At 67.0% G+C, this 15153-nt stretch carries 15 protein-coding genes and 1 pseudogene; 3 read left to right on the top strand and 13 right to left on the bottom strand.

Going from position 1 to position 15153, the window contains the following annotated elements; all coding sequences use genetic code 11:
• Window positions 1-11 precede the first annotated feature (11 nt).
• From VA603_RS02975 to VA603_RS02950, 6 genes and pseudogenes are all read right to left on the bottom strand, one after another.
• The gene (locus VA603_RS02975) at window positions 12-428 is read right to left on the bottom strand and encodes an MGMT family protein (protein ID WP_425603647.1); all 417 of its coding nucleotides are present in this window, start codon (window positions 426-428) and stop codon (window positions 12-14) included.
• Complete coding sequence (locus tag VA603_RS02970) at window positions 353-1288, bottom strand: DMT family transporter (RefSeq protein WP_132864390.1); 936 nt, start codon at window positions 1286-1288, stop codon at window positions 353-355. The genes VA603_RS02975 and VA603_RS02970 overlap by 76 nt, the downstream gene beginning before the upstream one ends.
• Before the next feature lie 155 nt (window positions 1289-1443).
• The gene (gorA, locus tag VA603_RS02965) at window positions 1444-2796 is read right to left on the bottom strand and encodes a glutathione-disulfide reductase (protein ID WP_323437882.1); all 1353 of its coding nucleotides are present in this window, start codon (window positions 2794-2796) and stop codon (window positions 1444-1446) included.
• A pseudogene (locus VA603_RS02960) lies at window positions 2793-2963 on the bottom strand (amino acid dehydrogenase); the annotation flags it as partial. The pseudogene VA603_RS02960 and the gene gorA, both read right to left, overlap by 4 nt.
• An 8-nt stretch (window positions 2964-2971) precedes the next feature.
• A complete protein-coding gene (locus VA603_RS02955) occupies window positions 2972-4180 on the bottom strand; it encodes a DUF418 domain-containing protein (protein ID WP_323437881.1) in 1209 nt (402 codons plus the stop codon).
• Window positions 4181-4315: 135 nt separating this feature from the next.
• Window positions 4316-4795 (bottom strand): FKBP-type peptidyl-prolyl cis-trans isomerase, encoded by a 480-nt coding sequence (locus VA603_RS02950; RefSeq protein ID WP_132864393.1) that lies wholly within the window; start codon window positions 4793-4795, stop codon window positions 4316-4318.
• A 110-nt stretch (window positions 4796-4905) separates the two neighbouring features.
• On the opposite strand from VA603_RS02950, the gene VA603_RS02945 reads away from it, so the two are divergent.
• The 3 genes from VA603_RS02945 (at window position 4906) to VA603_RS02935 (ending at window position 7797) form a co-directional block, all read left to right on the top strand.
• A complete protein-coding gene (locus tag VA603_RS02945) occupies window positions 4906-5439 on the top strand; it encodes a C40 family peptidase (RefSeq protein WP_132864394.1) in 534 nt (177 codons plus the stop codon).
• Between the two features lie 105 nt (window positions 5440-5544).
• Entirely contained in the window at window positions 5545-6285 is a 741-nt protein-coding gene (locus tag VA603_RS02940; RefSeq protein ID WP_132864395.1) for a C40 family peptidase, read from the top strand.
• A gap of 183 nt (window positions 6286-6468) precedes the next feature.
• On the top strand, window positions 6469-7797 hold the full coding sequence (locus tag VA603_RS02935) for a sigma-54 interaction domain-containing protein (RefSeq protein ID WP_313256198.1): 1329 nt from the start codon (window positions 6469-6471) through the stop codon (window positions 7795-7797).
• A gap of 92 nt (window positions 7798-7889) precedes the next feature.
• Here VA603_RS02935 and VA603_RS02930 read toward each other — a convergent pair whose 3' ends face one another.
• The 7 genes from VA603_RS02930 to VA603_RS02900 all read right to left on the bottom strand — a co-directional run bounded on the left by VA603_RS02930 (window position 7890) and on the right by VA603_RS02900 (window position 15116).
• Window positions 7890-9206: a transporter family protein gene (locus tag VA603_RS02930; RefSeq protein ID WP_192286232.1), complete on the bottom strand. Its 1317-nt coding sequence runs from the start codon at window positions 9204-9206 to the stop codon at window positions 7890-7892.
• Between the two features lie 50 nt (window positions 9207-9256).
• Entirely contained in the window at window positions 9257-10024 is a 768-nt protein-coding gene (locus VA603_RS02925; RefSeq protein ID WP_192286233.1) for a hypothetical protein, read from the bottom strand.
• 12 nt (window positions 10025-10036) lie between these two features.
• Window positions 10037-10738 (bottom strand): C39 family peptidase, encoded by a 702-nt coding sequence (locus VA603_RS02920; protein ID WP_132864400.1) that lies wholly within the window; start codon window positions 10736-10738, stop codon window positions 10037-10039.
• A gap of 150 nt (window positions 10739-10888) precedes the next feature.
• Complete coding sequence (locus tag VA603_RS02915; protein WP_192286235.1) at window positions 10889-12277, bottom strand: adhesin; 1389 nt, start codon at window positions 12275-12277, stop codon at window positions 10889-10891.
• Window positions 12278-12326: 49 nt separating this feature from the next.
• The gene (locus tag VA603_RS02910) at window positions 12327-12968 is read right to left on the bottom strand and encodes a hypothetical protein (RefSeq protein WP_323437880.1); all 642 of its coding nucleotides are present in this window, start codon (window positions 12966-12968) and stop codon (window positions 12327-12329) included.
• A complete protein-coding gene (locus tag VA603_RS02905; protein ID WP_132864404.1) occupies window positions 12965-13492 on the bottom strand; it encodes a hypothetical protein in 528 nt (175 codons plus the stop codon). Before VA603_RS02905 ends, VA603_RS02910 begins: the two co-directional genes overlap by 4 nt.
• A gap of 301 nt (window positions 13493-13793) precedes the next feature.
• Window positions 13794-15116, bottom strand: coding sequence for a dicarboxylate/amino acid:cation symporter (locus VA603_RS02900; protein ID WP_192286237.1), 1323 nt, complete (start codon window positions 15114-15116; stop codon window positions 13794-13796).
• Window positions 15117-15153 lie beyond the last annotated feature (37 nt).

Genomic DNA, 15153 nt, shown 5'->3' with positions numbered 1-15153 from the left:
TAGCCGCAGCATCAGCCCGGTCCCCAGATCGCCTCGTCCATCGTGCGCGCGGGTTTGCTGCGCTTCACCCGGCCATTCTCGACCACCACGCCCTCGGCGCGCAGGCGCTGACTCTGCTCGCGCCAGCCGCGTGACCCCTCGGGCATGGCGATGCGCCCATCCGAGCGCAGCACGCGGTGCCAGGGCAGGTCCGGGTCGTCATTGCCGCCCAGCAAGCGTGCCACCAACCGGGCCCGGCCCGGCAGGCCGGCCTTGGCCGCGACCTCGCCATAGCCCAGCACCTGGCCGCGCGGGATGTCGCGGATGACCTGCAGGATGCGGCTGTGCCCCGCCGCCGGATCCGGCGGCGTGCTCAGCGCCTCTTCGCCGCGCCGCTGCCCACCAGCAACACGCCCAGCAGCACCAGCACGGTGCCGGCGCTCTGCCACAGGCCCATCGGTTCGTCGAGCAGCCATACACTCAGCACAATGGTGGAAACCGGGCCCAGCATACTCACCTGCGCCGCCAGCGACGAGCCGATCCGCTTGACCCCGATCATGATCGCCAGCACCGGCAACACCGTGCACACGGTGCCGTTGATCAACGACAGGCCGTACACCGGCCGGGCCTGGCTCCACAGGCCACTCCAGGGCTGCAACAACAGGTACTGGCCGATGCACAGCACGCACGCCACCATGCTGGCGTAGGCGGTCAGGCGCACCGCACCGATCCGCGCCACCGCCTGGCCACTACCGAACAGATACACCGCGTAGCTCAAGGCACTGGCAAACACCAGCGCCGAGCCGATCAGGGTGCGTTGGCCCTCCAACTGGATGTCATGCCCGAAGGCCAGCAGCACACCGAGGTAGCTGACCAGCAATGCCGCCACCTGGGTGCGGGTGGGCTTGTGCTTGAGTACCACCAGCGCGATCAACACCACCAGGGTCGGGCTCAGGTACAGGATCAGCCGTTCCAGCGTCGCGCTGATGTACTGCAGGCCAAGGAAGTCCAGGTAGCTGGACAGGTAATAGCCGCTGAAGCCCAACAGCACCACCCGTCCCCTGTCGCCCCAGGACAAGGGTTGCGCGCGCCGGGCCGCCCAGAGGCCCATGGCGATGAAGAACGGGAAGGCGATCAGCATGCGCAGCGCCAGCAGCGTGGTGGCATCGGCACCGTGGCGGTAGGCCAGCTTGACGATCACCGCCTTGCCCGAGGCGGCGATGGCACCCATGCCCGCAAGCAACAGGCCGCTGATCAGCAGGCGGCGGGAACGGGTGGGCAGCGCCGAGGCGCCGGTTGAAGCATTCATGGAGGAAGCGGGAACTGCGGGGGACGCCCATTATGCGGAGCCGGTGATGCAATGCGGGGAAGCTCCCCTCCCCAACCCTCCCCTTCGCTACGCGAAAGGGAGGGGGCAGAAGCAGAAGCAACGGCTACGGCAGGCTGCCGTCCGGCACTGTCCGTTCAACGCATCAACACCACTTCCTCGGCCGAGGTCGGGTGGATCGCCACCGTGTCTTCCATCTGCCGGCGGGTCACACCGGCCTTCAAGGCCACCGCGAAGCCCTGCAGGATCTCGTCGGCGCCTTCGCCGAGCAGGTGGATGCCGACCACCTTCTCGTCCTCGCCGGCGCAGACCATCTTGAACACCGTGCGCACCTCCCCGTCGCCCAGCGACTGCAGCATCGGGCGGAAGCGGCTGTGGTAGGTGGTCACCTTGTCGAAGCGACGGCGCGCCTCCTCCTCGCTCAGGCCCACGGTGCCGAACGGCGGATGCGCGAACACCACGCTGGGCACGTTCTCGTAGTCCAGTCGTGCCTGCGGCTGCCCGCCGTACAGGCGGTCCATCAACCGTCGTGCGGCGGCGATGGCCACCGGCGTCAGGGTCACCTTGCCGGTCACGTCGCCCACCGCCAGCACGCTGGGTACCGAGGTGTTCTGGAAGGCATCCACCACGATGGCGCCCTTGTCATCCAGCACCACGCCCGCCTGCTCCAGGCCCAGCCCCTGCGTATTCGGTGCGCGCCCGGTGGCGAACAGCACGGTGTCGAACAACGCGTGCTCCGGACCGTTCTTCAGTGTCGCGTGAATGCGCCCCTGCTGGCGCTGCAGGGCCTCGATCTGGCAACCGAAATGCAGGCCCACGCCCTGCAGGCGCAGGTTCTCGGCCAATTGGTCGGACAGCTCGGCGTCGAAGTGGCCCAGCAGACGCTGGCCACGCACCAGCAGCGCGACCTCGCTGCCCAGCGCGCGCAGCACGCCGGCCAGTTCCACCGCGATGTAGCCACCGCCGATGATCGCCACCCGGTCCGGTCGCGCATGCAAGGCGAAGAAATCATCCGACACGCCTCCCAGCTCGGCACCCGGCATCGATGGCTTGACCGGATGCGCGCCGGTGGCGATGACGATGTGCCGGGCATGCAGCAGGCTGCCGTCCTCGCATTCCACCGTGTGCGCATCGACTAGGCGACCACGCTGGCCGATACGCACCACGCCGGTCTCGTCCAGGCGTCGCTGGTAGCTGGCGTGGATGTTGGCGATGTAGCGCTGCCGCCGCGCGACCAGCGTTTCCCAGTCCAGCGCCGGCGTGGCCGGCACGTCGAAGCCCAGTTGCGCGGCCAGGGCGAAGCGGTCGGCCAGGTCCGCCGCCAGCCACATCGCCTTCTTGGGCACGCAGCCCACGTTCACGCAGGTGCCGCCCAGCGGCGCGGGTTCAAGCATCGCCACCCTGCCCCCATGGCCGGCGGCGCGGAACGACGCTGCCAGTCCCCCGGAACCACCGCCCAGTACCACCACATCGTATGACGCTGCACTCATTGGAAACGCTCCGTGCGACAAGGCGTGGGATCAATGGAGGGCGTTTGCCCGGTAATCAAGTAGGCCATCAATTGTCCACTTCGGCTGCTCATGCTGATGCCGAGCATGCCATGACCGGCGGCGCACCGATGGCCAGGACACCACCATGGCAGGCGCCCACCCGCCCATCCCCGCGTCAGCCCCGTGCATCACGGCGCATGGGTGGCACTTGCAGGTACGTGGCCGCACGCCACAGCCATTCCACCGGACCAAAGCGGAAGCGTTGCAGCCACCAGCCACTGACCACCACCTGCACCAGGAACAACACCAGCGCGAACAGCAACTGCCATGCCCGCCCCATCTGCTCGAACCTGCCCAGCCCATACCCGTAGAACACCAGCGTGCAGACCAGCGACTGCACGAGGTAGTTGCTCAAGGCCATCCGGCCCGCCGGTGCCAGCCACTGCAGGCGGGCACTCCAGCGCACGCCCCAGGCCAGGTAGCCCAGGCACATCAGCAGGCCGGCCAGCGCGGTCAACACGTAGGCGGTGGCGGTCTGCATGTCGAAGCGTCCCGGCGCGATGTTGGCCAGCAGCCGCACGCTGAGCAGCATCACCAGCAGACCGGCCGGCCATGCCACCCAACGCAGTCGCGCGAACAGGCGCCGGTACTGCTGCGGCTGCGCGATCGCGCCGCTGCGTGCGAACCAGGCGCCGATCAGGAACATGCCCAGCACCTGCGGGCCGACGATCAGCAGCGCACCCAGCGAACTGCGCAGATCCGCCAGCCGCTGCGCCACTGCCTGCAGGTAGGTGCCGTGCCCGTAGGCCTGCCGTTGCGCGGCGATGTCCACCAGCGCGGACGCCGCCTGCCCGGCCTGCGCATCGGCCGGCATCATCGCTATCAGCACGCCCAGCAACAGCATCAACGCCGCCGCGCCCAGGTAGGCCGCCGCACCCAGTGCCGGCAGCCAGTTGCGGGGCGCCTCGCGGAAAGCCAGCAGCACAAAGGACAGCAGCGCGTAGGTGGTCAGGATGTCGCCGGACCACAGCAGCACGGCGTGCAACAGGCCGATGCCCAGCAGGGCCAGGCTGCGGCGCAGGTAGAAGCGGGTGAAGTCGCGCCCGGCCACTTCGGCGCGCTGCGCCATCACCGCGAAGCCGGCACCGAACAGCAACGAGAACAGGGTGAAGAACTTGCCCTGCACGAAGATATAGACGAAGCCATCGGCCCAGCGGTCGACCCCCTGCCAGTGCGGGTCGATGCCGGTGAAGGACAGGTCCAGCGGCCCACTGAAAGCCTCCATGTTCATCAGCAGGATGCCCAGCAGCGCCAGGCCGCGCAGGACGTCCAGGGTGGCGATGCGCTCGCTGGCGGCGATGGGCTGGAAAACAGTGGTGGACAAGGCCCGGGTTCCTCTCGGCAAGGCGCGATTAGAACATGCGACACGACCGGCGCGGACGCCGGTTCCGGCAGCCCCGCGAACGAAAACGGCCCGCGCGGGGCGGGCCGTTGTCTGCAACATCGCCGGTGCGGCGGATCAGTGCTGGTGACCGCCGTCGCCGTGCACGTGGCCGTGCTGCACTTCTTCCTCGCTGGCCTCGCGGACTTCAACGATTTCCACGTCGAAGTGCAGGTCCTTGCCGGCCATCGGGTGGTTCAGGTCGACGTCGACCACGGTCATGCCGACCTTCTCGACGGTGACGGCGCGCGGGCCGAAGTTGGTCTGCAGGATCACCTGCGTGCCCGGCACCAGGCGGGTGTTGCCGAAATGCTTCTTCGGCACGCGCTGGGTCAGGCCCTCGCGGCGCTCGCCGTAGGCATCGGCCGACTTCACGTCCACGCCGAAGCTCTCGCCGGCTTCCTTGTCCATCATCGCCGCTTCCAGGCCCGGGATGATGTTGCCGTGGCCGATCAGGATGGCCAGCGGGTCACGGTCCTTGGAGCTTTCGATCGGCTCCTGGCCGACTTCGGAGACGGTGTAATGGAAACGGACGACGCGGTCTTTTTCGATCTTCATGCCTAACTCTGTCTATATGGCTGCCGGTGGCAGACGGTAGGACGGCTTGTCGGCCGCCGGGTGCGCCGCCATGATGACGGCTGTCCAAGGTGGCGCATTATCCGGGCTCCATGCATATCACGCCAGTTTTCCGCTCCCGTACGTGGCAATTGACCGCCGCGATCCTGGCCACGGCCCTGCTCGCTGCCTGCGGGCACAGCCCGAAGAAGCCGGCCCCGCCGCCGACCAGCAGCCACCACTACCCGCCGGTGACCCCTTCCGACCCGGTCGCGGCCGCCTCGGTGATGATGCGGGCCTTGGGGCTGGTCGGCACGCCCTACCGCTACGGCGGCAACACCCCCGAATCGGGTTTTGACTGCAGCGGGCTGGTCACCTATGTCTACCGGGACATGCTCGCCCTGAACCTGCCGCGCACCTCGCGGGAGCTGGCCGCCATCCAGGGGCCGAAGATCGCCCCGGACCGCCTGGCCTCCGGCGACCTGGTCTTTTTCGGCAACAAGGGCAACGTCTGGCACGTCGGCATCTATGTCGGCGAAGGCCGCTTCGTGCATGCGCCGAGCACCGGCGGCACCGTCCGTCTGGACCAGCTGGACGGCCCCTACTGGCGTGACCATTACACTGGCGCCAAGCGGGTATTGCGGTAAAGCGTGACATCCATCGGTATAAATAACGAATATTTAACGAAATTTGTACCTATCCTCACGCTTGGCAGGGCACTATCCCCCATCGAATTTTTCTGTGACTGCCGCGTGACGACTGAAAACACGTCCCAACCGGAACAGCCCAAGAGCATTCCCACCTCCTTCCGTCGCCTGCTTTGCGGTGCCGCACTGGCCTTGGCCAGCCTGCCGGCCTTCGCACAGAACGCCCCGGCCGACGCCGCCAAGCCGGCACCGGCCCGCGCCGAAGCCCAGCGCAGCAAGGCCGACGCCGCCGCTACCGCCACCCTGGCCGCCCTGCTGCCACACCTGGCCGCCAGCGACACGATTCCGCTGATGGACCGCTCGGCGATGTTCGCCGGTGATCTCAGCCGCCTGATTTCCGCCTACGACGCCTCCAAGGGTGTCGCCGCCGCCACTGACGCGGCGCTGGCCAATGATTCCGATGGCAAGGTGCAGTCGCTGCTGCGCCGTGCGATGACCCTGCTCGGCACCCCGTACCGTTGGGGCGGCACCTCGCCCGACGCCGGCTTCGACTGCAGCGGCCTGGTCGGCTACGTGTTCCGCACCGCGCTGGGCATCGAGCTGCCGCGCGTCTCCCGCGAGATGGCCAGCCAGGCCAACGCCGAACTGATCAACGACCGCGCTGCCCTGGTGGCCGGCGACCTGGTGTTCTTCGGCCGCCGCGGCCGCGTCGACCACGTCGGCATCTACGTCGGTGATGGCCGTTTCCTGCATGCACCGAGCACCGGCAAGGATGTCCGCACCGACACCCTGCTGAGCGGCTACTGGGGCGACAAGTTCATGCAGGCACGTCGCGTGGCGCTGTAAGCGCCCCCGGCCTTGTCCTGCGAAAGCCGCGGCCTCCGGGTCGCGGCTTTTTTCATGCCAGGCGCAGCCGATACCCGCCTGCCAAAACATGAATGGGGAAGCCCGCCAAGCGTGACCCAATTCACGATTGCACCCGTCTGAATCCCGGGTATAAGGTGGCGCCGAATGGAGAGGTGACCAGGCATGGCTGCAGCACCTGACACGGGCAAGCGTTGTGTTATCTGGTTCGGCAATCCGGGGGCGAGAGAAAAGGTGATGCTGGCTGCGGATGGCTGGCAGGTGCGCGCGGTACTCCCTCAACAGCCTGCCGAGATCGGCATGCGTGATGGCGACGTGGTGGTCGGCCTGATCGATTTCCGCACCAGTTCGGACAGCGAGCTGGAGCGCATCGGCAGGCTCACCGCCGAGCATCGTCACATGCCGCTGTTCGCCCTCACCCCGGCCGACGACGGTCACGTGCTGCATCCGCTGCTTTCCAGCTGCCAGCGCCAGTTCCCGCACCCCCCCGACCTGAAGGACCTGCTGCGCCAGCTGCAGCTGGTGGGCGCGGACTCACCTGCTCCGGTGGTCGATGACGTGATGGCCACGCTGCTCGGCGAGAGCGACGTGATGCTGGCCATGCGCGCCACCCTGCGCAAACTCGCGCCGGTCGACCTGCCGGTGCTGATCACCGGTGAAACCGGCACCGGCAAGGAAGTCGCGGCGCACGCGCTGCATCGTCTTTCACCGCGCGGCAGCCGGCCCTTCCAGGCGGTCAACTGCGGCGCGATCCCCTCCACGCTGCTGCAGTCGGAACTGTTCGGCCATGAACGCGGCGCCTTCACCGGCGCCACCAGCCGCCGCCAGGGCCTGTTCGAGACCGCGCATACCGGCACGGTGTTCCTCGATGAAATCGGCGACCTGCCGCTGGATGCGCAGACCAGCCTGCTGCGCGTGCTGCAGGAAGGCACCATCGAACGGGTCGGCAGCAACCAGCCCATCACCGTGGACGTGCGTATCCTGGCCGCCACCCACGTTGACCTGGAACGGGCGGTGGAAGAAGGCCGCTTCCGCCGCGACCTGTATTACCGCCTCAACGTGCTGCGGCTGTCGATGCCGCCGCTGCGCCACCGGCAGGGCGACATCGACCTGCTTTCGCGCCATTTCCTCAACAGTTTCCGCACCCGCCATCGGATCCGGGCGCGCGGTTACACCACCCAGGCGCGGCAGGCGATGGAGCGTTTCGATTGGCCGGGCAATGTGCGCGAGCTGCTCAACCGGGTGCAGCGCGCCGCGATCACCGCCGACGGCGAACTGATCACCAGCGCCGACCTGGAGCTGGCAGGTGACGGAACCCCCGATGCCGCGCGGCTTGGCAATGCACGCAGCCACGCCGAACGCGAGACCCTGCTGTCATGCCTGCAACAGAGCCGGTTCAACGTCAGCGCCTGCGCACGCTTGATGAAGGTCTCGCGGGTGACGGTGTACCGCCTGTGCCGCAAGCACCAGTTGACGCTGGAAACCCTGCGTTGAGCCCGGGCAGGGCGCAGCCGTGCCCCGCTGTCGCCCTGCCGCTGAAGCCCGTGCCGAGCGTGGCTCGGCACTATCGCAGGCCATGATCCCGCTCACAGCATGTACGGCAACTTGAACGACAGGCTGAAGTCCGGTGCGTCCGGCGTCAGGCCCACGCCGAGCATGCTGACGAAGGTCGCCTTGTTGGTCAGCGCGTAGGTCACGCCCAGGTTCAAGGTGCCGGCGTTGGCATCGCTGCCGATCACCTTCACCCATTGGCCGTTCTTGTAGCGGGTGGATGCGCGCGCACTGAGCTTGTCGCTGAAGGAGATGCTCAGGCTGGTGCGCTCGTTGAAGGCGAACGCCACGCCGGCACCGAAGTAGTACGAATCACCCAGCCGGACCTCGCCGGGATTGATCGTGTCCGGGTTGGAGTCCAGGTCGTCGAAGCTGCGCTTGAACGAACGGATGTAGCCGATGTTCGCGAACAGGATCGCCGGATCGGCCGTCTTCACCGCCGACAGGCCGATGTTGGCCTGCCACACGCCATTGCCGGTGGGCTGCCGGCTGGGCACCGCGAAGCGGATGAAATCATCGTCGTCGCGCTCGATGACCTTCCAGTCCAACCCATAGGGCTCGCGTCCGGTCGGGGCGGTCACGCCACCGGTCAACACCGTCTCCGGCCGCCAGCCACGCTCGCCGAACAGCTTGTAGTTGGCGGTGAAGCTGACATCGCCGATGCCGTTGCCGTTGGTTTCCTCCTGCGCGATGCCGGCCGCCGAACCACCCGCGCCGCCCTTCTGGTAGACGGTCTTGCGGGCCAGGTAGGGCACGTCCAGGTTGAGGGTCAGGCGCGGATTGACGCCCCAGCGCGCGGCGAAGTTGTAGGTCGCCGTATCCGATTCCACGTTCTCGATGGCGATGTTGCCCAGGAAGATCGCATCCAGCGCCAGGAACCCATTGAGGGTGAGCTGTTTGCGGTCATAGCGCGCGTAGCTGATGCTGTTTTCCAACGTCAGCCTGCGGTTGAACAACGCCGATTGCTGCTGCTTGACGTCATCCACGCTGCGCCGCGCGGCCTCCTTGGCCTGCTGGGCCTCGGCGGCGGTGCTGGCATAGCCCTCGCCGGTGGGCGCTGTTGCCGCCGCCGGGGGCGCCGGTTCGTCCTGGGCGGCCTGTGCCACGGCAGGCGGCGGTGTCGGCAGGGCCTGGGCGGTCTTGCCGCTCACCCGCGCCTGGATCGCCTGCACCTGCATGTCCAGTTCCCGCAACCTGCGTACTTCCTGCGCGTAGCTGGCCTTGAGTGATTCCAGCTGCGCCGCCAGGGCCCTCACGTCTTCTTCGTCATTGCCGGTACCTGTCTGCTGTGCCGCCACCTTGGGCGAAACCACGGCAAGACTCACCAGCGCCGCCATCGCCAGTCGATTCATTGTCCTGATCCTCGTTGTTGCCTGGAAGGATGCCCGTGCCATGCACGGACCTATTGGCCACCGATCCCGCCCACTCCCCGGTTGAGCGTGATGGCCTGTGCCACGTTCTGGGCCAGGGGCAGGTTGCCTGCCACCGATTGCCGGACCAGATCGATCTGCAGGCGATTGGCCGCCTGCTGCCCGTCGGCCATCAGCTGGATGCTCTGTCCGACACCTCCATTGCGTAGCCACTGCTGCACTGCCCCCTGACCGTCGATACTCAACCGCAACGTGGCCGCATTGCCGTCGAAGCTGGCCACGGCGCTGGCATCGCCCGAGCGCACGGTCGACGCCCCGCTCGCTGCGCCACCATCGCCGCCCGGCACCACGCCGTCGTTGCGTACGTTCAGGTGGATCGCGTTGCTGGCACGGTTGCCGTCCCCGGCCACCTGCACGCTCTGCACCAGCCCGCCGACATTGGCCAGGCCGCTGCCATCGATGCTGCGACCGGCCGAGGCCGGCAGCGGCGCATTGGCCGCGGTGATGTTCACGCTGGGCGTGAAGCTGACCTTCGGCGTGCGGCCCTTGCTGAAATCCATGCCCAGCGTCAGCGCGCCCTGCAGCGACTGCCCCCCGGCCGTCTGCCAGGTGGAGATCATGGTCACGCCGAACCACGCCACCTCGTTGCCGCCGACGGTGTACCGGCCGCGCATCAGGTTCAGCTCCGGATCGGGGATCTCGTGCAATCCCTTGCCGGTGGTGCCCCTGCCCTCTTCGGCCAGCGCCGGCAGCGCGAAACCCAGCGCCAGTGCCAGCAGACCGCATGCATGCATCTTCATCTGGATACTCCTTCAGAACAGGTCGGCATGGGTGAAGCCGAAGTCGACCAGCTCCGCATCGGTAATGGGGCCCCGTCCCTGTCGCGCGGCAAGCGCGCGGGCACTGGGCCGTTCACTGGGTTGCAGCAGCACCGTGTTGCGATCGAAGTCACTCCCGATCACCACGAACACGGCACGGGAGGGCCAGGCACGGACGAACTCGTCCAGCGGTATGGCCCGGTTGCCGAGGATCGGGTCGCCGATCTCGGCCACGTCATCGCGGACCTGCTTGAGCACGACGAAGTGGCGGAAGCCGCGCACGTCCATCAGTACCAGGCCGGGAACCCGCAGGCTCTTGAGCCGCTCCTCGTCGACGCGGTAGCCACGTCCACGCATGCCAAGCGACTCCACGTAACGCTTGATGTCCAGCAGCGAAAACCCACGCTGGCGGACAAGTTCGGGATCAGCCACGCCCATCATCCCTTCGATCACCGTCGCCTCGTCCGTGTTGAGGTGGTAGGCATGCTTGAGGATCGTGGCCAGCGCGGCCGCGCCGCAGCTGTAATCGGTGTGCTGGCGCACCAGGTTGCGGAAGCGCCGTTCGCGCATGCTCTCGACCTGCCCGGTGTACATCGCACCGTTGGGCAACACGCTGCTGAAGGCGACATCGCCTGCCCGCGCCACTCCCGGCACGGTCAGCCACACACACAGCAACACGAGCATCTTGCCGAACATGGGTGCGTGATCTCCTTGCACGTCCGCCAGGTGGGAGCCCCGGTTCCCCGGGGGAGAGAAACAGGGGCTCCCTGGAACACCCGGCCATTGGCGGATGGCCGGGCTTGTTGCTCAGGACAGGGCAATCACCTTTGCAGGCGACCTGTTCGATTACGGGCCTTCGCCACCACCGCCACCGCCGCCGGTGGAGGGCTGGGCAACGGCCAGTGCCAGGCTGTTGGCCTGCAGGTTGCCGGTGCCGGAAGACACGTTCACGCCGATGTTGCCGGAGGCATTGGAGAACGCGCCGCCGGACAGCGAGGCGGTGTTGGTTGCATCCACCGCGATCCAGTCGATGTCGATCACGTGGCCACTGAGGCTGGCGGTCAGGTCAGCCGTGCCCATCTCGGAGAACGACAGGTTGCCCTTCTCGTCGGTATCCCACGCCATGCCACCCACGCCCGGGCGGTTCGGATTGGCGACGGCACCCTGGGTCTGGTTGTCCCAGTCGGTATGGCCGGTCTGGTTGCCACCGGTGTGCGTGTTGCCACTCCAGTTGTCCGGGTAGAAGTTGGTCTTCTGGTAGGAGTTGCCGGTGCCACTGTAGGTACCCGATCCGGTGCCCTTGGTGGTGCCGGTGACCTTGCCGGACATGTTGATGGCGTAGCTGTTCACGACGTAATCGTAGTAGCCATCGTTGGTCACGTCGTTGCCCGAGGACACCTGGTTGGAGCTGATGCTCGAGGTGGCATAGGCACTGGTGGCGACCGAGGCGGCCAACGCGTTCTTCTGCTCGTTGTTGTTGCCCGAGGTGACGTTCACGCCGATGTTGCCGGCCGCACCGGAGAAGGCATTGCCACCGATGCCGGCGTTGTTGGTCACGCCGTAGTTCATCGTGGAGTTGTTCATGCCGCTCTGGTTGACGAAGACTTCGGCGTCGGCCATGCCGAAGCTGAAGGACGCGTCGGCCGCGGACAGCGCTGCGGCGTTGTCCTGGGCGTTGTTGTCGCCGGCGGCGACGTTGAAGCCCAGGTTGCCCGAGGCATTGGAACCGACGTCATCGCCAATGGCGGCATCGTTGGTCAACAGCCCGTTCTCGGCGGTGTTGCCCGAGATCGACTGGCGGTTGTCGATGATCGCGATCGCCGCCGAGTCCAGGTCGATGTTGCCGGTGATGGTCGGGTCGCCGGAGAAGTTCACGTCCGAGCTCAGGCGCATGTCCTTCTCGAGGTTCACGTCGACGCCGTGGTTGTTCTTTTCCTTGCGCTCGTCGGCGGTGATGTTCGAGGTCTTCTGCACCGTCTCGGTGACTTCCTTGTTGCTCACCGAGTTGCTGCGGGAGTCGCGGTAACGCAGCACGGCGGCGGCGTCGAGCTTCAGGTCCACGTCGGTGTCGACGTTGGTATTGATGTTGGTGTTGGTATTGGTGCGCGTCTCGTTCACGTTGTGCTGGTGATCGATGTTGGCGCTCTTGTTCTGGTTGTCCGCCGCATTGGCAGCCGCACTCATCGTGAATGCGGTTACCGCCATGGCGAGTACGGTCCATTTATTCGCTTTCATGGTGCCCCTCTTCAGGTTCTCTGATGCATCGGGTGGATGGAACGATTGCTCACGGGATGGCCTGCACGGAGATGCTCAGGCTGTTCGCCGTTGCATTGCCGGATCCCGCGATCTGATTGAGTTGCAGCACGCCGTCGAATCCGCGCATGGCGGATGCCTCCACGCCCACCCTGCGGGTGGCACGTGGATCGCTGGCGACAGGCTGCTCCCCCGCCGACGCGAGCGCTGCCGAGGACGCCATCGCGTCATCGCTTGCCTCGCGTATGCCCTGTGCGGCCAGCGTCGCGCTCACGGCGTTCAACGCCGTGTTGCCACCACCGCTGGCCTGGTTGATCGATGCGATGCCGCTGGCCCCGGCCAGCGCATTGCCACCGATGGAGGCCGAGGCCTGCAGCGGTGTATTGAAGACGTTGCCGTGCTGTTGCTGGCCGACGCGCATGCCGGCATCGGCGTGGCGGCCACTGGCCATGCTGTGCAGGTTGGCCTGCAGGTTGAGGTCGCCGGCGGCCTGGTTCACCTTGATCGAGCCGTTGCTGCCGGCCAGCGCGTTGCCGTCGATGCGGCTGTCGGCCGACAGGTACGACAACATGCCGTTGTAGCTGTCCGCCTGCGATTGCGCACCGGCCAGCGCTGGCGCTGCCACGCAGGCCAGGCCCAGCAATGCCACGACGGTCGGGTGCAGGCGCTTCATTTGCCACCTGCCGGCTGGCCGAGCGGGAACTGTGCCAACGCGCCGCGCACCTGGTCGCCGATGCCACGGGTTGCACCGCCCACCGCGCCCATCGGGCCGCCGATCGCACGGGACAACTGGCCACCGGAGAGCGGGCCACCGTCACCGGTCACGCGGCCCAACGTGCCGCCGACCACGCCGCCGGTCACGCGCTCCACCGTGGTGTGGCCATGGCCCGCCATCCCGGCATCGGCCAGGCCGGACTGCATGTCCGCGTAGTCGGCATCGCTGAGTTCGTCCATGCCCCCGGCGCCCAGCGCCGAGCCAAGCTCCTTGCGCGGTGACGGGTCGGCGATCAACGCCATGCCCGGCGGCTGCATGCGATACGCCGGCCGCGCCGAGACATCGCGCAGCAACACCATCTCGCCGGGTTGTGCCTTCACGCCCTGGCGTGCGCCCGATGCCTGTGCGACACCACTGGCTGCCAGCAGCAAGGCCATCGCACCCATCAGGGCGATACGTCGATTGGTGGTCGTGCTGTCCATTGCTTCCTCCCTGCCGGGTTTCACGGGAGGAGTGAGCAGCAACCATGCCAACAGGATTTTTACTTCAAATACATGCAGTTACGATGAAAGCGTAACAACGCCTGCTGTATCGCTGTCACACCGGCAGGCCGGGAGCCCGGCCGTAAGAGCCCTCCATTCAGTGGGGCCCGGGCCAGCCAATACGTGCCTTCCGCGGGGTGTATCGGCGGTGTTACAGCCCGCTGTTACAGCCTGCTACACCCCGAACGCGCAAGGCCGGGTTGCCCCGGCCTTGGATGCGGACGAATGCGGTGTCGCGCCCTCAGCTGCGGGGGTCGCCCCCCGCCGTGATGGCGGTCCTCGACCCGTCGTAGACCTGCTGGTCGAGCAGCCCGGTTTCCTTGGCCACGATCACCGGCACCACCATCTGCCCGGTGACGTTGGTCATCGTGCGCATCATGTCCAGGATGCGGTCGATGGCATACAGGTAACCGATGGCCTCCAGCGGCAGGTTGGCCGCGCTCAGCACCACCGTGGCCATGATCACCGCCGTGCCCGGCACGCCGGCGGTGCCGAAGCTGCCCAGCACCGAGGCGATCAGCACGATCAGGTACTGCTCCGGGGTCATCGGCACGCCGGTGTACTGGGTGATGAACACCGCGCACAGCGCCGGGTAGATCGCGCCGCAGCCGTCCATCTTGATGCTGGCGCCCAGCGGCACCGCGAACGAGGCGTAGTCCTTGTTGACGCCCAGGTTGTCGGTGATCGAACGCATCGCCACCGGCATCGCCGCGAAGCTCGAGGAGGCCACGAACGCCACCTGCATGCCCGGCGCGGCACCACGGAAGAACTTCCACGGGTTCAGGCCATGGACCAGCAGCAGGCTGCTGTACACCACCACGATCTGCAGCGCGCAAGCCACGTACAGCGCCAGCACGAAGTTGCCCAGCGGCAGCAGCTTGTCGAACCCGTAGCTGCCGACCAGGCCGGCGATCAGGCCGAAGGTACCCAGCGGGGTCATCTCCAGCACGAAGCGGGTGACCTGGATCATGATCTCGCTCATCTGGCCGACCAGCTTGCGCGCCTCGCTGACCTTCTCGCCCAGCTTGACCATCGCAAAGCCGAGCAGCCCGGCGAAGAAGATCACCGGCAGGATCGAGCCGCGCCCGGCCGCCAGCACGGTCTCACCGGCGGCATTGACCTTGGTGCCGATGCCGGCCAGTGCGTAGAACACGTTGGACGGCACCACGTCCATCAGCACCTTGGTCACCGACGGCACGTCGCGCGGCGTGTAGGTGCCGTCCATGGCCAGCTTCAGGCCGCCGATGCCCGGCTGCATCACCGTACCCACCAGCAGGCCGATGCCCACCGCCAGCGCCGCGGTGATCACGAACCACAGGAAGGTCCGCCCGCTGAGCGCGGCCAGCGATTTCTGCCCGTGCAGCGAGCCGATCGCATTGACCACCGCGAAGAACACCAGCGGCACCGCGATCATCTTGATCAGGGTGACGTACAGCTCGCCCAGCGGACCGAAGAAGGTCTCGGCCGCCGGCCCCATCGCCCACCCCGCCAGCGCGCCGAGCACGAAGCCGCCGACCACGCGTAGCCAGAAGGGGATCCGCAGCCAGGCAGACACCACGTTCATAGAAGGAATCCATCAGAAAATCCAAGCTGGGCACGAT

It is taken from the genome of Stenotrophomonas capsici (genome assembly GCF_034961085.1).
Classification (GTDB): domain Bacteria; phylum Pseudomonadota; class Gammaproteobacteria; order Xanthomonadales; family Xanthomonadaceae; genus Stenotrophomonas; species Stenotrophomonas capsici.
This window is presented reverse-complemented; position numbering and strand designations above follow the sequence as displayed.